The 21,377-nt window shown below is 39.4% G+C and carries 22 protein-coding genes and 1 tRNA gene; 22 read left to right on the top strand and 1 reads right to left on the bottom strand.

Going from position 1 to position 21,377, the window contains the following annotated elements; all coding sequences use genetic code 11:
- Positions 1 to 9 precede the first annotated feature (9 nt).
- The 12 genes from hisB (at position 10) to ACNHOZ_RS20375 (ending at position 10,031) form a co-directional block, all read left to right on the top strand.
- A complete protein-coding gene (gene hisB / locus ACNHOZ_RS20430; protein WP_013059719.1) occupies positions 10 to 594 on the top strand; it encodes an imidazoleglycerol-phosphate dehydratase HisB in 585 nt (194 codons plus the stop codon).
- Positions 595 to 1,242 carry an imidazole glycerol phosphate synthase subunit HisH gene (gene hisH, locus ACNHOZ_RS20425; protein ID WP_034264272.1) on the top strand — a complete coding sequence of 216 codons (648 nt, stop codon included), beginning with the start codon at positions 595 to 597 and terminating at the stop codon, positions 1,240 to 1,242.
- Positions 1,229 to 1,963, top strand: coding sequence for a 1-(5-phosphoribosyl)-5-[(5-phosphoribosylamino)methylideneamino]imidazole-4-carboxamide isomerase (gene hisA / locus ACNHOZ_RS20420; protein ID WP_025752584.1), 735 nt, complete (start codon positions 1,229 to 1,231; stop codon positions 1,961 to 1,963). Before hisH ends, hisA begins: the two co-directional genes overlap by 14 nt.
- On the top strand, positions 1,963 to 2,721 hold the full coding sequence (hisF, locus tag ACNHOZ_RS20415) for an imidazole glycerol phosphate synthase subunit HisF (RefSeq protein WP_025752585.1): 759 nt from the start codon (positions 1,963 to 1,965) through the stop codon (positions 2,719 to 2,721). Before hisA ends, hisF begins: the two co-directional genes overlap by 1 nt.
- Complete coding sequence (gene hisIE, locus ACNHOZ_RS20410; RefSeq protein WP_033580421.1) at positions 2,718 to 3,341, top strand: bifunctional phosphoribosyl-AMP cyclohydrolase/phosphoribosyl-ATP diphosphatase HisIE; 624 nt, start codon at positions 2,718 to 2,720, stop codon at positions 3,339 to 3,341. Before hisF ends, hisIE begins: the two co-directional genes overlap by 4 nt.
- Positions 3,342 to 3,522: 181 nt before the next feature.
- Positions 3,523 to 5,025, top strand: a complete 1,503-nt coding sequence (locus tag ACNHOZ_RS20405; protein ID WP_099000234.1) for a tetratricopeptide repeat protein — start codon at positions 3,523 to 3,525, stop codon at positions 5,023 to 5,025.
- A gap of 111 nt (positions 5,026 to 5,136) precedes the next feature.
- Positions 5,137 to 6,090 (top strand): thioredoxin-disulfide reductase, encoded by a 954-nt coding sequence (gene trxB / locus ACNHOZ_RS20400; protein ID WP_013059713.1) that lies wholly within the window; start codon positions 5,137 to 5,139, stop codon positions 6,088 to 6,090.
- Between the two features lie 303 nt (positions 6,091 to 6,393).
- Positions 6,394 to 6,852: an 8-oxo-dGTP diphosphatase gene (locus ACNHOZ_RS20395; protein ID WP_013059712.1), complete on the top strand. Its 459-nt coding sequence runs from the start codon at positions 6,394 to 6,396 to the stop codon at positions 6,850 to 6,852.
- Positions 6,853 to 6,893: 41 nt separating this feature from the next.
- Positions 6,894 to 7,787 (top strand): RNase adapter RapZ, encoded by an 894-nt coding sequence (gene rapZ / locus ACNHOZ_RS20390; RefSeq protein WP_013059711.1) that lies wholly within the window; start codon positions 6,894 to 6,896, stop codon positions 7,785 to 7,787.
- Entirely contained in the window at positions 7,784 to 8,770 is a 987-nt protein-coding gene (locus ACNHOZ_RS20385; RefSeq protein ID WP_028412048.1) for a gluconeogenesis factor YvcK family protein, read from the top strand. Before rapZ ends, ACNHOZ_RS20385 begins: the two co-directional genes overlap by 4 nt.
- Positions 8,771 to 8,803: 33 nt before the next feature.
- Positions 8,804 to 9,748 carry a DNA-binding protein WhiA gene (gene whiA, locus ACNHOZ_RS20380; RefSeq protein ID WP_013085390.1) on the top strand — a complete coding sequence of 315 codons (945 nt, stop codon included), beginning with the start codon at positions 8,804 to 8,806 and terminating at the stop codon, positions 9,746 to 9,748.
- Between the two features lie 28 nt (positions 9,749 to 9,776).
- On the top strand, positions 9,777 to 10,031 hold the full coding sequence (locus tag ACNHOZ_RS20375; protein ID WP_013059708.1) for an HPr family phosphocarrier protein: 255 nt from the start codon (positions 9,777 to 9,779) through the stop codon (positions 10,029 to 10,031).
- Between the two features lie 34 nt (positions 10,032 to 10,065).
- Here ACNHOZ_RS20375 and clpP read toward each other — a convergent pair whose 3' ends face one another.
- Positions 10,066 to 10,653 (bottom strand): ATP-dependent Clp endopeptidase proteolytic subunit ClpP, encoded by a 588-nt coding sequence (gene clpP / locus ACNHOZ_RS20370; RefSeq protein WP_013059707.1) that lies wholly within the window; start codon positions 10,651 to 10,653, stop codon positions 10,066 to 10,068.
- Between the two features lie 220 nt (positions 10,654 to 10,873).
- On the opposite strand from clpP, the gene ACNHOZ_RS20365 reads away from it, so the two are divergent.
- From ACNHOZ_RS20365 to eno, 10 genes are all read left to right on the top strand, one after another.
- Positions 10,874 to 10,945: transfer RNA gene (locus ACNHOZ_RS20365), tRNA-Arg, on the top strand.
- Positions 10,946 to 11,146: 201 nt separating this feature from the next.
- Complete coding sequence (locus ACNHOZ_RS20360) at positions 11,147 to 11,821, top strand: hypothetical protein (RefSeq protein WP_255906236.1); 675 nt, start codon at positions 11,147 to 11,149, stop codon at positions 11,819 to 11,821.
- Positions 11,822 to 12,107: 286 nt separating this feature from the next.
- A complete protein-coding gene (rpoN, locus tag ACNHOZ_RS20355; RefSeq protein ID WP_048021786.1) occupies positions 12,108 to 13,418 on the top strand; it encodes an RNA polymerase factor sigma-54 in 1,311 nt (436 codons plus the stop codon).
- 12 nt (positions 13,419 to 13,430) lie between these two features.
- A complete protein-coding gene (locus ACNHOZ_RS20350; protein WP_033580423.1) occupies positions 13,431 to 13,679 on the top strand; it encodes a glutaredoxin family protein in 249 nt (82 codons plus the stop codon).
- Between the two features lie 133 nt (positions 13,680 to 13,812).
- Entirely contained in the window at positions 13,813 to 14,841 is a 1,029-nt protein-coding gene (locus ACNHOZ_RS20345) for a sugar-binding transcriptional regulator (RefSeq protein ID WP_014457838.1), read from the top strand.
- Between the two features lie 46 nt (positions 14,842 to 14,887).
- A complete protein-coding gene (gene gap, locus ACNHOZ_RS20340; protein WP_013059702.1) occupies positions 14,888 to 15,895 on the top strand; it encodes a type I glyceraldehyde-3-phosphate dehydrogenase in 1,008 nt (335 codons plus the stop codon).
- A gap of 309 nt (positions 15,896 to 16,204) precedes the next feature.
- Positions 16,205 to 17,389, top strand: a complete 1,185-nt coding sequence (locus ACNHOZ_RS20335; protein ID WP_028412053.1) for a phosphoglycerate kinase — start codon at positions 16,205 to 16,207, stop codon at positions 17,387 to 17,389.
- 175 nt (positions 17,390 to 17,564) lie between these two features.
- A complete protein-coding gene (gene tpiA / locus ACNHOZ_RS20330; RefSeq protein WP_013085385.1) occupies positions 17,565 to 18,320 on the top strand; it encodes a triose-phosphate isomerase in 756 nt (251 codons plus the stop codon).
- Positions 18,320 to 19,852 (top strand): 2,3-bisphosphoglycerate-independent phosphoglycerate mutase, encoded by a 1,533-nt coding sequence (gpmI, locus tag ACNHOZ_RS20325; RefSeq protein ID WP_028412054.1) that lies wholly within the window; start codon positions 18,320 to 18,322, stop codon positions 19,850 to 19,852. The genes tpiA and gpmI overlap by 1 nt, the downstream gene beginning before the upstream one ends.
- A 24-nt stretch (positions 19,853 to 19,876) precedes the next feature.
- Positions 19,877 to 21,172: a phosphopyruvate hydratase gene (gene eno / locus ACNHOZ_RS20320; protein WP_028412055.1), complete on the top strand. Its 1,296-nt coding sequence runs from the start codon at positions 19,877 to 19,879 to the stop codon at positions 21,170 to 21,172.
- Positions 21,173 to 21,377: the final 205 nt, after the last annotated feature.

The following is a 21,377-nucleotide window of genomic DNA, read 5'->3' as shown; positions in this document are numbered from 1 at the left end:
AGTTTCACAATGAGAGAGTCAAGTATTAAACGTACAACAAACGAAACGGATATTGCATTAGCGATTGGAATCGATGGAGAAGGAAAAGCGAACATTGATACAGGCGTTCCTTTTTTAAATCATATGCTCGATTTATTTACAAAACACGGACAGTTTAACCTTGATGTAAAAGCAGATGGAGACACGGAGATTGATGATCACCATACAACGGAAGATATCGGTATTTGCCTTGGTCAAACGTTCAAAGAAGCGCTCGGTGATAAAAAAGGAATTAAACGCTATGGAAATGCGTTTGTACCAATGGATGACGCGTTAGCCCAAGTCGTAGTAGATTTAAGCAATCGTCCTCATTTTGAATTTAAAGGTGACATTCCCGCTTCGCGCGTCGGTACATTTGATACAGAGCTTGTATATGAATTTTTATGGAAATTTGCATTAGAATCTCGCATGAATGTACATGTAATCGTACACTACGGTAAAAATACGCACCACATTATTGAAGCAGTATTTAAGGCATTAGCACGTGCTTTGGACGAAGCGACAACGATTGATCCGCGTGTCAAAGGTGTGCCTTCGACGAAAGGGATGTTGTAAATGATTGGCATTATTGACTATGGGATGGGAAACTTATACAGCGTAAGTAAAGCTCTTGAACGATTAAACTATGACTATATCATCTCCGCAGATCCTGCAGAACTAAGAAAGGCAAAAGGGCTGATTCTTCCTGGAGTTGGAGCATTCAAAGATGCGATGGAACAGCTGAATCAAACAAAGCTGACGGACTTTATTAAAGAAGAAGTAGAAAAAGGAATGCCTTTGCTTGGAATTTGTTTAGGTATGCAGCTTTTATTTGAAGAAAGCGATGAGAACGGTGTAACAAAAGGGCTGGAACTGTTAAAAGGGAGAGTCGAGCGTATTCCCGGCATTACTGCCGAAGGACAGACATATAAAGTTCCGCATATGGGCTGGAACTCTTTAGATTTTCATCAGCAGTCCGCTCTGCTTGATGGAATCAGTGCAGGTCACGTGTACTTTGTTCACTCTTATTACGTAAAAACAAACGACCAAGACGTGCTTTTAGCAACAAGTCCTTATGATGTTGAAGTTCCAGCAGTTGTTGGAAAAGAACACGTATTTGGCACTCAATTCCACCCTGAAAAAAGCAGTGCAATCGGAATGCAAATGCTTCAAAATTATGCAAACTTCGTAGAGAAAAGGAGCCCATCGTATGAGCAAATTTGAAATATATCCAGCCATTGATATGCGCGGAGGGAAGTGCGTCCGTTTGCTTCAAGGAGATTACACAAAAGAAACGGTGTACGGAGACTCTCCGGTAGATATGGCCACACAATTCGCAAGTGAAGGCGCTCAGTGGATTCACATGGTTGATTTAGACGGCGCAAAAGCGGCTAAGCGCGTGAATGATGAATTTGTGCTAGGCGTGAAAAAGAAATTAAATGTACGTGTGCAAATTGGAGGAGGCATTCGCTCAGAAGCTGACGTTGCTTACTATTTAGAAAACGGAATTGACCGCGTTATTTTAGGAAGTGCAGCTATTTCAAATCCTGAATTTGTGAAAAAAATGTTGAAGGAATATGGTGCGCGTATTGCTATTGGTATTGATGCACGTGATGGCTATGTTGCGACGGAAGGCTGGGTGGAAACATCTACAATCAAAGCGACAGAACTAGGAAAAGAATTGGCTAATGCTGGTGCGGAAACATTTATTTTCACGGATATTTCTACAGATGGTATGCTGTCTGGTCCTAATGTGGAAGGAATTGTTGAAATGGCTAAGGCTACTGGAAAAGGTGTGATTGCATCAGGGGGAGTTAGTAAGCTTGCTGATCTAGATGCACTAAAGAAATATGAAGCTGACGGCGTTATTGGTGCGATTGTAGGGAAAGCACTTTATACAAATAAGTTTACAGTAGCTGAAGCACTTCAAGAGGTGAAAGCGTAATGATTACAAAACGAATCATTCCTTGTTTAGATGTAAAGGACGGCCGTGTGGTAAAAGGAGTTCAGTTTGTGGAACTTCGAGATGCAGGAGATCCTGTAGAGTTGGCGAAATTTTATGATGAAGAAGGCGCAGATGAATTAGTCTTTTTAGATATTTCTGCTTCTCATGAAGGACGCAAAACAATGGTACATGTTGTAGAAGAAGTAGCATCTCAGCTAGCGATTCCTTTTACGGTGGGCGGAGGAATTAATGCATTAGAAGATATGAAGAGAATGCTTCGTGCTGGTGCAGACAAAGTGTCATTAAATACAGCGGCCGTACTCAATCCAGCACTGATTACAGAAGGGTCCGACTTTTTTGGAGCTCAGTGTATTGTGGTAGCAATCGATGCTAAGTACGATGAAAGCTTACAATCATGGCGAGTCTATACACACGGAGGCCGCAATGCAACGGACTGGGAAGTAATCGACTGGGCAAGAGAAGCAGTGAAGCGCGGTGCGGGTGAGATCTTGTTAACGAGTATGGATAAAGACGGCGAAAAGTCAGGGTTTGATTTAGCGTTAACCAAAGCAGTCAGCCAAGCGGTGAGCGTTCCTGTTATTGCTTCTGGCGGCGCAGGAAATGGTCAAGATTTTGTCGATGCGTTTGAAAAAGGAGAAGCTGACGCGGCTTTGGCGGCTTCGATCTTTCACTATAAAGAAACATCTGTAAAAGAAATTAAAAGCTATGCAAAACAACAAGGAGTGAGCATTCGATGACGATTGAAAACATTAAATTCAACAGTGATGGACTTGTGCCAGCTATTGTACAAGATGCTGTGAGCAAAGAAGTTTTAACATTGGCTTATATGAACGAAGAATCACTTCAAAAATCAATTGATACATGTGAAACATGGTTTTACAGCCGTTCTCGACAAGAGTTATGGCACAAGGGCGCAACCTCTGGGAACACACAAAAAATTGTGAGCATGGCATATGACTGTGATGCTGATTCTCTTGTTGTAAAAGTGGAGCCTCAAGGTCCTGCTTGTCATACGGGGGCTTACAGCTGTTTTAATGAAACAATTCTTGGCGAAAATAAACAAAATGATAATCGGTTTGCTATTATTAATGAGCTAGAAGAAGTGATTGCTAAGCGTGAAGCTGAAATGCCAGAAGGAGCTTATACGACGTACTTATTCGATAAAGGCGTAGATAAAATCCTCAAAAAAGTAGGAGAAGAAGCAGGTGAAGTGATTATTGCAGCAAAAAATCGTGACCATGATGAGCTGAAGTGGGAAGTTGCGGATTTACTGTACCACGTACTTGTTTTACTTCGTGAGCAAAAGCTGCCTTTGGACGATGTCCTATCAGTATTAAAGGAACGTCACTCTAGCTAATAGCTACATAGTGAAAGGAGAGAAGGAGTTGTCTCATTTTAGATAAAAGAGGCAAAACCTTCTCTTATTTGCGTCAAGAAACGACTGCTTGCAGGCTCCTTTTTTGAATAGAGGTATTAAACTTCTTGGCAAATGTGATATACTACGAACGTCGAAATTATCAACTTATTTGGAGGGCTTAATGGAAAAACACTCAAAAGTAATTCAAAAAATGGCACAAGTAATTCCATTTTCGCAAACGGGTGACTTCTATTTCGAAAAAGCGCTGCAGGCGTTTGAAGAAGAGGAGTCAGATAAAGCGCTCAAGTATTTAACGCGTGCAAACAAAGAAAATGCCCGTAATCCACAGCTTCTTACAAACGTTGGAGTAGCTTTAACGGAGCAGGGAGATTATCAAGATGCCAACGAGCTTTTTCTCCATGTGATTCATCATATGGACGATACATTAGGAAGCTGTTACTACTATATAGCCAACAGCTATGCGCATCTTGGACTGTTTGAAGAATCAAAAAAATACGCGATGTATTACATTGAGCATTTTCCAAATGGTGACCTCTTTCGATCGGCTACAGATCTGTTAGATTTACTATCAATTGATGTGGATGAAGAAGATGAAGAGCCTAAAAATCAGCTAGGCGACATGCTGATTATAAAACAAGAACAAGCAAAACGACTGCTTGAAGCAACGAATTTTGAAGAAGCAGTGGATTTGTTAACTGAAATAATTGATGAGTATCCAGAATTCTGGTCTGCATATAATAATTTAGCGTTAGCTTATTTTTATTTAAATAAAATTGATGAGGCAATGGATTTGCTGAATGAAGTATTGGAGAAAAACCCTGGAAATCTTCATGCGTTATGCAATCAGCTGATTTTCTATTATTATTGCCATAAGCATAAAGAAGTTGAGGAGCTTACAGACGGGCTTAGCCGCGTTTATCCGATGTCATTTGAACACCGCTATAAGCTTGGAGCAACATTTGCGTTGATTGGTCAATACAAACTATCATACAGATGGTTAAAAAAGCTTTATACACAAGGTTTTCAAGGAGACAACTCATTTCATTATTGGCTTTCATACGCCTCTTACTATACTGGACATGAAGCCTTCTCTAAAGAAATGTGGAAGCTGGCATTGGAAGACGTTCCTGATAAAGAAGGAGAGGAGCCTTGGCGCATCAGTCAAAAAGCTGCGAAGGTTTTTCAATCGAAAGTGGATGTTACAGCCAAAAAGAAGTGTGCAACAAACAATGTTCACGATCAGCTTTACAGCTTGTATATGGCAAAAAAGCTTCCTGAACAGCAGCGTCTGCTTCTTTTAGAAGAAATCAAATCGTCCATACATATGAGTACACTTTTGGATGAAGTATATACGTATGTATGGCAGGATAAACAACATGTGATTTTTGAGGTGGCAGATGTTATTGAACTGGAGATGGAATCGCAGACTGAAAGTGATACCCAGGATCTTTTAAGCTTTTGGTTTTATGTATATGTACAGGTATATAAACAATCCTATGATTTTCAGCATGTGAACGTAAATGCATGGGCTGCAGCCGTCACATATATATGGGCGAAAGAACAAAACCAGTCTATTACTCAAGCCGATGCGGCAAAACAATATTCCATTTCGGCTGCAACAGTTAGAAAGTACAGTAAAATTGTGAATACGTTATTAAATTGAGCAAAAAAATAGACGATAATAGGAAGAACATATTAGGATAGTGGTAACGAAATAATTATCCATAAATTTGGAATCAACTACGAAGGAATTTCCTAAAAGGAGTGTAAAGAAATGACAGAAGAAAAAATTTATGATGTCATTATTATTGGGGCAGGTCCAGCAGGTATGACTGCTGCTGTATATACATCTCGTGCAGATTTATCAACACTAATGATTGAACGCGGAATTCCAGGCGGTCAAATGGCTAATACGGAAGATGTAGAAAACTATCCAGGTTATGATCATATCCTTGGTCCTGACCTTTCTAACAAAATGTTTGAGCATGCAAAAAAATTCGGTGCGGAATATGCGTACGGTGATATTAAAGAAATCATCGACGGAGAAGAATACAAGACAGTTCGTGCAGGCAGCAAAGAATATAAAACACGTTCAGTAATCGTTGCTACTGGTGCTGAATATAAAAAATTAGGTGCGCCAGGAGAAAAAGAACTAGGCGGCCGCGGCGTATCTTATTGTGCGGTATGTGACGGTGCATTCTTTAAAGGTAAAGAGCTAGTCGTTGTAGGCGGTGGAGACTCTGCGGTTGAGGAAGGCGTATATTTAACACGCTTCGCAACAAAAGTAACAATTATTCACCGACGCGATGAGCTTCGCGCGCAGAAAATCCTACAGCAGCGTGCATTTGACAACGAAAAAGTTGATTTTATTTGGAATACAACAGTCAAAGAAGTAAATGAAAAAGACGGTAAAGTAGGCAGCGTAACGTTAGTAGACACAAAAACAGGTGAAGAGCGCGAGTTTGGTGCGGACGGCGTATTCATTTATGTTGGAATGGTTCCACTAACAAAACCATTCGAAAGCCTAAACATCACGAATAAAGAAGGATATATCGAAACGAACGAGCAAATGGAAACAAAAGTACCAGGTGTGTTCGCAGCTGGAGACGTTCGTGAAAAGGCTCTTCGTCAAATTGTAACAGCTACAGGTGATGGCAGCATTGCTGCTCAAGCGGCTCAGCACTATGTAGAAGAGTTAAAAGAAAAGTTAAAAGCTATTCAGCAATAAGGCTGAAATCAATCGTTTACAAAACGTAATTCGGTTTTAACTGTTCTGTAACACCTGTGAAACATTGATGGGGTACTATATAGATAGTAATTGACCCCCTTTTATAAAATATATGTATGTCGGGCATAGGACGTGTTCCTATGCCTCTTTTTTTTGACTATAACAGATTGAATTTACGTATATAACAGCAAGCGTTTATTTTCAGAAAATTTAGTAATAGTTAGTTCATCTCCGTTGTGAGAGAAGTTTGTTTCGTAGTATAATAAAAGAAAATGTCAGTATACATATGATGAGGTGGAAAACATGCAAAGGGTCACAAATTGTGTATTAATGAAAGACGATAAAGTATTGTTGCTTCAAAAGCCACGAAGAAACTGGTGGGTGGCCCCGGGTGGGAAAATGGAGCAAGGAGAATCTGTAAAAGACTCTGTTGTAAGAGAATTTCGTGAAGAAACAGGAATTTATTTGAAAAATCCCACTGTAAAAGGTATTTTTACATTTACGATGAAAGAAAACGATCAAATTTCATCTGAGTGGATGATGTTTACTTTTTTTGCTACAGATTTTGATGGGACAAATGTGCTAGAATCAGAAGAAGGCAAACTCGGTTGGCATAATTTGAGTGAAGTAAGTGAATTGCCGATGGCCCCGGGAGATCATCACATTATCGATTATGTAGCAAAAGGGTCGGGTGTTATTTATGGCAACTTTACGTATACAACGGATTTCGAGTTATTATCTTATCGAATTGATCCTTGTTAATGATAAATAGACATGTATGCATAGATTGAGGGGGATGAAAAATGAGTACTGGGTCTGTAAGCGATATTCAATTAGTGATTATTACTGGAATGTCAGGTGCAGGAAAAACAGTAGCAATTCAGAGTTTTGAAGATTTAGGGTTCTTTTGTGTAGATAATTTACCCCCTACATTGCTACCGAAATTTTTGGAACTCATGAAAGAGTCAGGGAATAAAATGAATAAAGTTGCTCTTGTTATGGATTTGCGAGGCAGAGAGTTTTTTGAAAGCCTATTTGAAGCATTAGATAACATGAGTGAAACAACGTGGGTCACGCCACAAATTTTATTTTTAGATGCAAAAGATTCTGTACTGGTGACGCGCTACAAAGAAACGAGACGTTCACATCCGCTAGCTCCTTCAGGTTTACCGTTAGAAGGAATTGGTATGGAACGGGAGCTGCTTGAGGAGTTAAAAGGAAGAGCTCAGCTTATTTATGAGACATCAGAGTTAAAGCCAAGAGAGCTTAGAGAAAAGATTTTAACTCAGTTTTCTTCGCACGCTTCACAAGTTTTTACTGTTAATGTGATGTCATTTGGTTTTAAATACGGGGTGCCTATTGACGCTGATTTAGTCTTTGATGTGCGCTTTTTGCCAAACCCTCACTATATTGACCATATGCGTCCTAAAACAGGGCTTGAAGAAGAGGTTTCTTCTTACGTATTAAAATGGACGGAAACTCAAAAGTTCATTGAAAAAGTAGTAGACCTACTTTCGTTTATGCTTCCGCAGTACAAGCGAGAAGGTAAAAGCCAGCTGGTCATCGCTATAGGGTGTACAGGGGGACAGCATCGCTCCGTCACATTAGCTGAATATTTAGGTCACCATTTCCAGAATGAATACAAAACTCATATTTCTCATCGTGACATTGAGAGGAGAAAGGAAAATCATAGATGAGCAGTGAACAGCTTCCAAAAGTTGTCGTCATTGGGGGAGGAACGGGTTTACCAGTGCTGTTAAGAGGGTTGAAGGAATACCCTCTTGATCTTACAGCCATCGTAACCGTAGCAGACGACGGGGGAAGTTCTGGCCGATTGCGCGATGAACTTGAAATCCCTGCTCCTGGTGATATTCGAAATGTGCTAGCTGCTTTATCTGATGTAGAGCCACTAGTTGAAGAGCTTTTTCAACATCGATTTGATACAGGAAATGAGCTTACAGGCCATTCTCTTGGCAATTTGTTGCTTGCAGCTATGACGTCTATTACTGGCGATTTTGTGCATGCTATACGAGAAATGAGCAAAGTACTAAACGTCAGAGGGAAAGTGCTTCCGGCAGCTAATCAAAGTGTTGTGCTGCATGCGGAGATGCAAGATGGATCCATCGTAACAGGTGAATCTAAAATTCCAGAAGTTAATAAAAAAATTAATAAAGTGTTTTTATCGCCTGCCGATGTGAAACCGCTTGTCGAGACAATAAAAGCTATTCGACGCGCTGATTTAATTGTATTGGGGCCGGGAAGTCTTTATACAAGTATTTTGCCGAATTTACTGGTGCAAGATATTTGTAATGAGCTTTGTTCGACAAAAGCAAAGAAAGTGTACGTGTGCAACGTGATGACGCAGCCGGGTGAGACATTGGGTTTTAAGGCAAGTGATCATATTAAAGCGCTTTACAACCATATGCCGTGTGCGTTTTTAGATGCGATTATTGTCAATAATGCACCTATTCCGGCACCTTTAAAAAAGAAATATCAAGTAGAGCAGGCTCAGCCTGTAGAATATGACCGTGAAGTATTGCTAAAATTAGGGTTAGAAGTGATTGAAGATCAAATTATCCAGTATGACGGCAGCGTAATTAGGCATGATACAAAAAAAGTAGCAAAGCTTGTGTATTCTATGCTGACATCGCTGCAAGGTAAAGCGAATACTGGTGTTTAACACTATTTCCGTATGTAGATTGGAGGTGAAGTTATGTCATTTGCATCAGAAACAAAAAAAGAGTTAACGAATTTAGAAGTCAAGGATTGCTGTGCAAAAGCAGAGCTCTCTGCATTAATTCGAATGAATGGTTCACTTTCTTTTTCGAATAAAAAATTCACAGTTGATGTCCAAACTGAAAATGCAGCGATTGCTCGACGCATTTATGTCCTGCTTAAGAAAAATTATGATGTGTCAGTAGAACTGCTTGTACGTAAGAAAATGCGGCTGAAGAAAAACAATGTGTATATTGTTCGATTAGTAGAGAAAACAAGAATGCTTTTGGAAGACTTAAAAATTGTAGAAGAAGGATTCACGTTTACACATCGTATTTCACCAGAGCTAGTACAAAAGAAATGCTGTAAGCGATCCTACTTAAGAGGCGCATTTTTAGCCGGCGGCTCTATTAATAACCCGGAGACATCATCGTACCATCTTGAAATCTTTTCATTGTATGAAGAGCACAACGAAGCTTTATGCAATTTAATGAACGAATTTCAATTGAATAGTAAAACATTAGAACGAAAAAAAGGCTATATTAACTATTTGAAAGAAGCTGAAAAAATTACGGAGTTTCTAAATATCATTGGAGCCCATAACGCTCTTTTACGGTTTGAGGATGTAAGAATTGTCCGAGATATGCGAAATTCCGTTAATCGCTTAGTTAATTGTGAAACAGCTAACTTAAACAAAACAATCGGAGCGGCCATTCGTCAAGTGGAAAACATTCGTTATATTGATGAAACAGCTGGATTAGATATCTTACCAGAAAAGCTAAGAGAAATTGCTCGTTTGCGTGTGGAATATCAAGACGTTACGTTAAAGGAGCTTGGTGAGATGGTATCTGGAGGTCAAATTAGCAAATCAGGCATTAACCATCGATTGCGTAAAATTGACCAAATAGCAGACAAGCTTCGCGCCGGTCAGCCAGTCACATAAGGGGAATTGCAAGGGGGAGGATTTTATCATGGAAAAACAAGTAGAAGTAAAATTAAAAACGGGATTACAAGCTCGTGTTGCGGCACTATTCGTGCAAGAAGCAACTCGTTTTACATCTGATGTGTACTTGAAGAAAGATGAGAAAGTAGTCAACGCTAAAAGTATCATGGGGTTAATGAGCTTAGCGATTAATAACGGTTCTCTTATTACGCTCATTGTTGAAGGGGTAGATGAAAAAGAAGCAATGGATGCGTTAGTCGCTTACGTAGAGAACGATGCATAAAAAAGCCTTTCCCAAAGTGGGAAAGGCTTTTTTCTTATTTAGGGTCGTTTTCTAATACTTTGTCAATTAGACCGTATTCTAAAGCGCGTTCAGCAGTCATGAAATTATCACGATCTGTATCACGTTGTAGCACTTCTAACGGTTGACCTGTACGCTCAGCTAAAATTGAATTTAGTTTTTCACGTAAGAATAGAATACGTTTTGCCGCAATTTCGATTTCAGTAGCTTGTCCTTGAGCACCACCAAGAGGTTGATGAATCATTACTTCGCTGTTTGGAAGAGCAAAACGTTTGCCCTTTTCACCAGCAGCCAGTAAGAAAGCACCCATTGATGCAGCCATACCGATACAAATTGTAGAAACTTTTGGCTTAATGAATTGCATCGTATCATAGATAGCCATTCCAGCTGTAATAGAGCCACCTGGGCTGTTGATATAAAGTGAGATATCTTTTTCTGGGTCTTCAGCAGCTAAGAATAGAAGCTGAGAAACGATCGAGTTAGCTACATTATCATCAATAGCACTACCTAAAATAATAATGCGGTCTTTTAATAAACGTGAATAAATGTCATAAGCACGTTCACCACGGTTTGTTTGTTCAATAACTGTAGGAATTAAGTTCATATTAAATTCCTCCTTAACAAGAATAATTTGTTATGTACCTATAATACACGTATGGTCAATAAAGGTCAAACAAAAGAACCTCTACTACACATATTCGCTTAAAAGACTATGTATTCCTCTTTGACATTATTAAAATTTTTCCCCCTTCTAAAAAAAATAAACGTAGTATTCTATTGAAAAGAGAAGTTTTCTCTCCTATAATGGAAGTTGTGACAAATATGCCCTCGTAGTGTAGTGGATAGCACAAGAGATTCCGGTTCTCTTAGGGTGGGTTCGAATCCTGTCGAGGGCGTCTTAAAACGTTGCGGATTACGCAACGTTTTTTATTTTGAGTAAAAAGGCTCATCTTCTTAAAAAATAATATTTATTTTCCTTCTATAACCCTTTATACGCGTAAGGAAGCAAGAAATTAATTCCATTGTACCGGTTGCGGAATTTGTCAGAATACTATAAAACAGTATATAAGGAAAAGAAACACGGAGGAGGAATAAATATGAAATACATGAACAAACTTTTCATTGTCAGTGCATCGGTAGCCCTATTACTATCTGCATGCGGGACGAACGAAGATTCTGCTCAGCCGAAGTCTAATGATCAAGCAGAAAATGTTCAGCAGGATACAGCTTCTAAATCTGATCAAACATCAGGCGCTGCAAAAGAAGAGTCGAAAAAAGATGCGGATTCTGCTGAGGTCTCAGCCGAACCTTCAGGAAGTCAATCATCGACTAGCGAAACGGCGGAAGGTGGACAGTCAAGGTCTTCTTCAGAAACAAAACTAACAAAAAGCTCAGAACAAGATTATTCTATTCAAGTAATGGACGGCTATAAACTAACGGGTGAAGAACCTGGAAAAGATGCGTTAGTGTTAACTTCAGATGATTCTCAATTTATGCGTATTGAAATGCTTTCATCAGAAGCATCGCTGGATGACGCTGCTCAATCTGTTAAACAAACGGCAACAGCAGTTAATAAAAATGCAGCAGAGAAAAAGAATCTTGAGGAGAATGGAATCTTCAAAGATTCTGTTTGGTATAAAGCCACATCTGGCGATCATACGGTAAACGCCGTGTTGGTTAAAGGAAAGAAACCAATGAAGCTAACCATTTTTACGAAAAATGACGCAGAAAACTTAGACAAGTTTATGCAAATGGCACAAACTATTCAATAAGCAATTCTTCTATATATTATACAAATGCAGAAAATTCGACATGACGAAGAAAACGTCATGTCGAATTAGTACTCGGATCATGTAGTAGGCGCGAATTATAATGAAAAGTTATAAAGGTGTATAGCTCTATTACTTTTTTGATGGTTAGTAACTAAAAATAGGATGAAATGCTTCGTTAACAAAGGTTGACGGAGATTTTTTGATGAAAAAATTACATATAAAAAATAGTTACATGCTCTTTGAAAGCGTTTTTATAGTAAAATAGATGAAGGGGAGGGGAGAAATAATGGAGATTGGATTATTTCAGCAGCAGTCGTTAAAACTGACGATGTCAAAAGAATTATCACAAGCTATTTCTCTTTTACAATATTCATCGATGGATATTGTAGCGTTTTTACATGAGCAGGCGCTTCAAAATCCGCTTATAGATTTTTCAGAGCTGCCCGTCAATACATCTCACAATCAAAAAAATCATGCAACTTCTGATTCAACAGATTATATGAGCAGTATACCAGCTCCTAAAGAAACGCTGTACGAACATTTAATGAATCAATCCGCATTATTAAAATTAGATGAATGTGAGCAGGCAGCCGTTGAGTTTGTTATTCATAGTCTGGATGATGCTGGCTATTTGCACGATGAGTTAATCATACTTGCTAACCAGCTTGGCCAAGATCAAGAGCAGGTTGAAAAGGCTCTTCAACTTGTGCAGCAGATGGACCCGGCAGGAGTAGGGGCGAGAAGTTTGCAGGAATGCTTAATGCTCCAATTAAAAAGAAGTAATCAATGGACAGAAAAAATAGAGCAAATTTTGACACATCACTTTGAGGAATTTGCTTATAAAAAATGGATGAAAATCTCAAAGTTATGTCAAATCTCACTTGAAGCTCTTCAACAATTACATGAACAGATTAAGAAATTAAATCCTCGTCCTGGATCATTTTATATGAAGTCCAATGAACGATTCATTGTACCGGATTTTATTGTGAAAATTGAAGATGGAAATGTCGTTGCTTATGCAAATGAGGATTTGGAACCTCGTCTTTCAGTGAACGAACAATACAAACTTCAGCTGAAAAATAAGCAGAACCAAGAAATGTTTTCTTATTTGCAAGAGAAATATCGTGAATTTCAATGGATTATGAAAAGTTTACACACACGCAAAGACACATTAAACGCATTAATGAATACTTTACTCGTTGAACAAGAAGCATTTTTTAAAAAGGGCCCTTCGTATTTGAAGCCGTTAACGATGAAGGAAGTAGCGGAACAAACCTCTGTGCATGAATCAACGATTAGCCGTGCTACTCGGCACAAATATATTCAAACGCCTTTTGGCACCTTTTCAATGAAATCTTTTTTCTCAACTAGTATTCAACTGGGCAACAACGAAGCGACTTCTACAACTCACGTAAAAGAACTGCTTAAAAAGCTAGTATCAGAAGAAAACAAACAGCGTCCGCTTTCAGATCAGCAGTTGGCTAACGTCTTGCAAAGCAATTATAACGTTACTATTTCAAGAAGAACGGTAGCCAAATATCGAGACCAATTAAACGTTCTACCATCCAGTCAACGAAAACTTTTTGTCATGCAGTAAAGGAGTGGGAATGTGGAAGTCGTACTATATACCAAAAATGGCTGTCATTTATGCGATGATGCAAAGAAGCTGCTTGCAGAGATGCAGTCTGAGTTTCCCTTTCAGCTTATGGAACGAGATATTTACAAAAACGATGAGTGGCTGGAAAAGTATCACCTTGCGATTCCTGTAGTAGAAATGGATGGAGAAGAAGTGGAATATGGAAAAATAACAGGTATTCCATTAAGAAAACGCTTACTTTTAAAAATAGGCAACACATGAGTTGAATAAAGGATTCACTCCTGTTAGAATAGATTTTGTAGCAGGGTGAATTTTTTTTGCGCAAGGTGGGACATAATATGTCTATATGGGACAAAATATGTCCAGCAAGTTTATGCCTTAAGGGGATTTTAACATGCGTTCTTTAATAGAAGTACAACGAAAATTATTACCTGAACTTCTCTCAGTTATGCAAAAGCGCTATCAAATCTTGCAATACATACGTTTAATGCAGCCGATTGGCCGCAGAAACTTAGCTGTAAGCCTTGGGCTAACAGAGCGTGTGTTACGAAGCGAAGTAACATTCTTAAAAGAACAAGATTTGATTGACATTTACCCTAGTGGGATGACGCTTACAAACGAGGGAGAACTACTTCTAGCTGAGTTAGAAGAAGTAATGAAGGAAGTTTCAGGACTTCGATTATTGGAAACAACATTAAAAGAGGCGTTTTCTTTATCAGAAGTTGTTGTTGTATCTGGAGATAGTGATCAGTCTCCTTGGGTCAAAAATGAAATGGGTCGAGCATCTGTTTCGTGTATCAAGGAGCGCCTTGTTGGTGAAAAAAATACCGTTGCTGTTACAGGTGGTACAACGCTTGCCGCCGTTGCCGAAATGATGACACCTGATTCAAAACACCCTGATGTACTTTTTGTACCTGCTCGCGGAGGGCTAGGTGAAAACGTACAAAACCAAGCAAACACGATTTGTGCTAAGATGGCTGAAAAGTCCATGAGTCACTATCGCTTGCTTCATGTTCCAGATCAGCTTAGTGATGAAGCATACCGATCCATTATCGGTGAGCCATCTATTAAAGACATGCTTCATTTAATCAAGTCCGCTGGTATGGTTGTTCACGGAATAGGAGACGCTATGACAATGGCAGAACGCCGTAAAACACCACAAGCTGACTTAGAAAAAGTGAAAAATGGACATGCTGTAGGTGAGGCATTTGGATACTATTTTAATCATCAAGGCGAAGTTGTTCATAAAGTTAAAACAGTTGGCATACAACTCGATGATTTAAAGAACAATAAATGTGTTATTGCTGTTGCAGGAGGTTCATCAAAAGCAAAGGCAATTAAAGCGTTTATGCAACAAGCGCATGATTCGATTCTCATTACAGATGAAGGCGCCGCAAAAGAGTTAGTAAGGGATTTTAATTAATCCCTCATATAAAAAAATACTTTTTACATTCAAGGAGGAAATACCCATGGCAGTAAAAATTGGTATTAACGGATTTGGTCGTATCGGCCGTAATGTATTCCGCGCAGCTTTAAAAAATGATAACGTTGAAGTAGTAGCAATCAACGACTTAACAGATGCTAACATGCTTGCTCACCTTTTAAAATATGATTCTGTACACGGAAAATTAGATGCAGAAGTAGTAGTAGATGGTAGCAACTTAGTAGTAAACGGTAAAACAATCGAAATCTCTGCTGAACGTGACCCAGCTCAATTATCTTGGGGCAAACAAGGCGTAGAAATCGTTGTTGAATCTACTGGATTCTTCACAAAACGCGCTGACGCTGCAAAACACTTAGAAGCAGGAGCTAAAAAAGTAATTATCTCTGCTCCAGCATCTGATGAAGACATCACAATCGTAATGGGTGTTAACGAAGACAAATACGATGCAGCTAACCACAACGTAATTTCAAATGCTTCTTGTACAACTAACTGCTTAGCGCCATTTGCTAAAGTGTTAAACGACAAGTTCGGTCTTAAACGCGGAATGATGACAACAGTTCACTCTTACACAAACGACCAACAAATCTTAGACTTACCACACAAAGATTACCGTCGTGCTCGTGCAGCTGCTGAAAACATCATCCCAACTTCAACTGGTGCTGCTAAAGCTGTATCTCTAGTATTACCTGAATTAAAAGGTAAATTAAACGGTGGAGCTATGCGTGTTCCAACTCCAAACGTTTCTTTAGTAGACTTAGTTGCTGAACTTGATAAAGAAGTAACTGTTGAAGATGTAAACAACGCTCTTAAAGAAGCTGCTGAAGGTGATCTTAAAGGCATCCTTGGTTACAGCGAAGAGCCACTAGTATCTGGTGACTACAATGGTAACATCAACTCTTCTACAATCGATGCATTATCTACAATGGTAATGGAAGGTAACATGGTTAAAGTTATCTCTTGGTACGATAACGAGAGCGGATATTCTAACCGTGTAGTAGACCTTGCTCAATACATCGCTGCTAAAGGACTATAAGAATAACTTAAAATTCGCTTCTATTTGATTCAATAAGACAGAAATCGACTAGACTTTCCTTTTTTATTGGATATCTGAAAATAGAACGACTATAATAAGACTTGCTAAGGAAGAGAGGGGCATACCCCCTCTTCCTTGATTTATGTATTGGCTTCTACATGAAAAAGCGTCATAAACAGCTAACTCGAGTTTCACTTTATATAGAAAGGCGCCAATATATAAAATGAAATGTCCGTTGGTTTGTGGATTGATGATTACATAGAAGCCTACTTGCTTAGTACCATAAATACTTAAGGAGGCCTTTTAACGATGAACAAAAAAACGTTGAAAGACATCGATGTAAAAGGAAAGCGAGTATTTTGTCGCGTAGACTTTAACGTACCAATGAAAGACGGAAAAGTAACAGACGAAACTCGTATTCGTGCAGCTGTTCCTACTATTCAATATTTAGTAGAACAAGGTGCAAAAGTAATTTTAGCTAGCCATCTTGGACGTCCAAAAGGCGAAGTTGTTGAAGAATTACGTCTAAATGCTGTTGCAGAACGTTTACAAGCTCTTCTTGGTAAAGACGTTGCAAAAGCTGACGAAGCTTTTGGTGAAGAAGTAAAGAAAACAATCGACGGCATGAGCGAAGGCGATGTTTTAGTACTTGAAAACGTACGTTTTTACCCAGGCGAAGAGAAAAACGATCCTGAATTAGCAAAAGCGTTTGCTGAATTAGCAGATGTATACGTAAACGATGCATTCGGTGCAGCTCACCGTGCGCATGCTTCAACAGAAGGAATTGCTCAACACATTCCAGCAGTAGCAGGTTTCTTAATGGAAAAAGAGCTTGATGTGCTTTCAAAAGCATTATCGAACCCAGAACGTCCATTTACTGCAATCGTTGGTGGAGCAAAAGTTAAAGACAAAATCGGTGTAATTGACCACTTACTTGATAAAGTAGATAACCTAATCATCGGTGGAGGACTTTCTTACACATTTATTAAGGCACTAGGCCATGAAGTAGGTAAATCACTTCTTGAAGAAGACAAGATTGAACTTGCAAAATCTTTCATGGAAAAAGCTAAGAAAAACGGAGTAAACTTCTACATGCCAGTGGACGTGGTAGTAGCAGATGACTTCTCAAATGATGCTAATATTCAAGTTGTATCAATTGAAAACATTCCAAGCGATTGGGAAGGCTTAGACGCAGGACCGAAAACGCGTGAAATCTATGCTGACGTAATCAAAAACTCTAAGTTAGTTATTTGGAATGGACCAATGGGTGTATTTGAATTAGACGCATTTGCTAATGGAACAAAAGCAGTAGCTGAAGCTTTAGCAGAAGCAACTGACACATATTCAGTAATCGGCGGAGGAGACTCTGCAGCAGCTGTTGAAAAATTCAACCTAGCTGATAAAATGAGCCATATTTCTACAGGTGGCGGTGCGTCACTAGAGTTTATGGAAGGTAAAGAACTTCCAGGCGTAGTTGCACTAAACGATAAGTAAGTTTATGTTTCAGTAAGACGGAGGACCGACCTGACGACTGATAATATAAATAATTATCAAGCAGCGAAGAAGGATGACCAAGAGATAAAAGGGACCGAATCACTTTTAACAGCACCCTCTTGGACATCTAACGCGTGAAGTGAAAACCCACAATAAACAAAGGACGGTGTTACACATGCGTAAACCAATTATTGCAGGAAACTGGAAAATGAACAAAGTACTTTCTGAAGCAACTAGCTTTGTTGAAGAAGTAAAAGGAGCAGTACCATCTCCTGAAAGCGTAGATTCAGTAGTATGTGCACCTGCACTATTTTTAGATCGTTTAGTAGAAGCGACTAAAGGCACAGACTTAAAAATTGGTGCACAAAACATGCACTTCGAAGAAAACGGTGCGTTCACTGGAGAAGTGAGCCCTGTTGCATTAGCAGACCTAGGTGTGAACTACGTAATTTTAGGACACTCTGAACGTCGTGAAATGTTTGCTGAAACGGACGAAACAGTAAACCAAAAAACAATTGCTGCATTCAAACACGGTTTAACACCAATCGTTTGCTGCGGTGAAACAAACGAAGAGTATGAACAAGACCAAACAAAAACAGTTGTAGCTAATCAAGTACAAAAAGCATTAGCTGGTCTAACTGATGAGCAAGTAAAACAAACGGTTATCGCATATGAGCCAATCTGGGCAATCGGTACAGGTAAATCTTCAACTGCTGAAGGTGCAAACGAAGTTTGTGCATACATCCGTAGCGTTGTTGCAGAACAATTCTCTCAAGATGTTGCAGATGCTGTACGTATTCAATACGGCGGTAGCGTAAAACCTGCTAATATTAAAGAATATATGTCTCAATCAGACATTGACGGAGCTTTAGTAGGTGGAGCAAGCTTAGAAGCAGATTCTTTCTTACAGCTTTTGGAGGCTGGTAAGTAATGAGTAAAAAGCCAGTAGCATTAATCATCTTAGATGGTTTTGCATTACGCGATGAAGATAAAGGTAATGCGGTAACACATGCAAAAAAACCAAACTTCGACCGTTTCTGGAACGAGTATCCTCATGCTACACTTCAGGCGTCTGGAGAAGCTGTAGGCTTACCGGAAGGCCAAATGGGTAACTCTGAAGTAGGTCACTTAAACATCGGCGCAGGCCGAATTGTGTACCAAAGCTTAACTCGTGTAAACGTAGCAATTCGTGAAGGCGAGTTTGAACAAAACGAAACGCTTGTAGCAGCTGTAAAGCACGCAAAAGAAAAGGGTACAAACCTTCATCTTTTCGGACTTTTATCTGATGGCGGTGTACACAGTCATATCGAACATCTTTATGCATTATTGCGTCTAGCTAAGAGTGAAGGCTTAGAAAAAGTCTACATTCATGGCTTCTTAGATGGTCGTGACGTAGCACCTCAATCTGCTGAAACGTATTTAAAAGAACTTAATGAAAAAATTGAAGAGTACGGCGTTGGTGAAATTGCAACACTTTCAGGACGTTACTACTCAATGGACCGCGACAAACGCTGGGAGCGCGTAGAGAAATCATACCGCGCAATGGTGTACGGTGAAGGTCCATCATATACAAGCGCTGAAGAGTGCGTAAAAGATTCATATGAAAATGGAATCTATGACGAATTCGTTTTACCTTCTGTTATTACAAAGGAAGACGGATCGCCAGTTGCGACAATTCAAGACGAAGATGCAGTCATTTTCTACAACTTCCGTCCCGATCGCGCAATTCAAATTTCAAATACGTTCGCAAACGAAGATTTCCGCTCATTTGATCGCGGTGAGAAACATCCGAAAAACTTACATTTTGTATGTCTAACTCACTTCAGCGAAACAGTTGACGGATATGTAGCTTTTAAGCCAATTAACTTAGATAATACGCTTGGTGAAGTATTATCTCAAAATAACTTAAAGCAGCTTCGTATTGCTGAAACGGAAAAATATCCTCACGTAACGTTCTTTATGAGCGGTGGACGTGAAGCAGAGTTTCCTGGTGAAACACGTATCTTAATCGATTCACCAAAAGTAGCAACATATGACTTGAAACCTGAGATGAGTGCTTATGAAGTGACGGACGCGTTGCTTGCGGAAATCGAGGGCGACAAGCAGGACGCTATTTTATTAAACTTTGCAAACCCTGATATGGTAGGTCATTCAGGTATGTTAGAACCAACGGTAAAAGCGATTGAAACAGTAGATGAGTGCTTAGGCAAAATTGTAGATGCAATTTTAGCTAAAGGCGGTACAGCAATTATCACAGCAGACCATGGTAATGCTGATGAAGTGATTACACTTGAAGGTAATCCAATGACGGCTCATACAACGAATCCTGTTCCGGTGATTGTAACAAAACAAGGCTTAGAGCTTCGTGAAGACGGTATTCTAGGGGATCTAGCTCCTACAATGCTTACTCTTCTAGATGTAGCACAGCCAAAAGAAATGACAGGTAAAACATTAATTAAATAATTAATTATAAAGGAGAGTTTTAAAATGCCAACAATTCTTGACATTTATGCACGCGAAGTATTAGATTCTCGCGGTAACCCAACAGTTGAAGTAGAAGTATATACTGAATCAGGCGCTTTCGGACGCGCAATCGTACCAAGTGGTGCTTCTACTGGTGAACACGAAGCAGTAGAATTACGCGATGGTGACAAATCTCGCTACCTAGGTAAAGGTGTATTAAAAGCAGTAGAAAACGTAAACGAAATTATCGCTCCTGAATTAGTAGGTATGGACGCAACTGATCAAATCGGTATCGACCGCCTTATGATTGAGCTAGATGGTACGGAAAACAAAGGTAAATTAGGTGCTAACGCTATCCTTGGTGTATCTATGGCAGTAGCTCACGCAGCAGCTGATTTCGTAGGTCTTCCATTATATCGTTACCTTGGTGGATTCAACGCGAAGCAATTACCAACTCCAATGATGAACATCATCAACGGTGGTTCTCATGCTGATAACAACGTTGACTTCCAAGAGTTCATGATTTTACCTGTAGGAGCTCCTACATTCAAAGAAGCAATCCGTATGGGTGCTGAAGTATTCCACGCGTTAAAATCTGTTTTATCTGCAAAAGGCTTAAACACAGCTGTAGGTGACGAAGGTGGATTCGCTCCAAACCTTGGTTCTAACCGTGAAGCATTAGAAGTAATTGTTGAAGCAATCGAAAAAGCTGGCTACAAAGCTGGTCAAGACATCCAATTAGGTATGGACGTTGCTTCTTCTGAATTCTTCAACAAAGAAACTGGTAAATATGACTTAGCAGGCGAAGGTCGTACAGGCGTAACTTCTGCTGAAATGGTAGATTTCTACGAGCAGTTAGTTAACGAATTCCCAATCGTTTCAATCGAAGACGGTTTAGACGAAAATGACTGGGATGGTCACAAGCTATTAACTGAGCGCATTGGCGGCAAAGTACAGCTTGTTGGTGACGATTTATTCGTAACAAACACGAAAAAACTTTCTCAAGGTATCGAACAAGGTGTAGGTAACTCTATCCTTATCAAAGTTAACCAAATCGGTACATTAACTGAAACGTTCGAAGCTATTGAAATGGCTAAACGTGCTGGTTACACAGCAGTAGTTTCTCACCGTTCTGGTGAAACTGAAGATGCAACAATCGCTGATATCGCTGTTGCAACAAATGCTGGTCAAATCAAAACTGGTTCTATGAGCCGTACAGACCGTATTGCGAAATACAACCAATTACTACGCATCGAAGACGAGCTAGGTGTTCTAGCTGTATACGATGGCGCTAAATCTTTCTACAACTTAAAAAAATAAGTTGAAATCATAAAAAACGGATGACGATTGTCATCCGTTTTTTTATGTTAAAATCCGGTGTATTTCGCTGTCATTACTTGTATGAGAGGGTTTTTTATGATAAATTAACCTTAGCGTAGTGCGCGTACTTTATCCCCGGTAATGCCAATCAGAAGGGATGAAGAAACCCCGCTGATTGACTATTACTTGGTGTAGGAGGTGTGTC

Source organism: Priestia sp. D51, from assembly GCF_053345675.1.
This window is presented reverse-complemented; position numbering and strand designations above follow the sequence as displayed.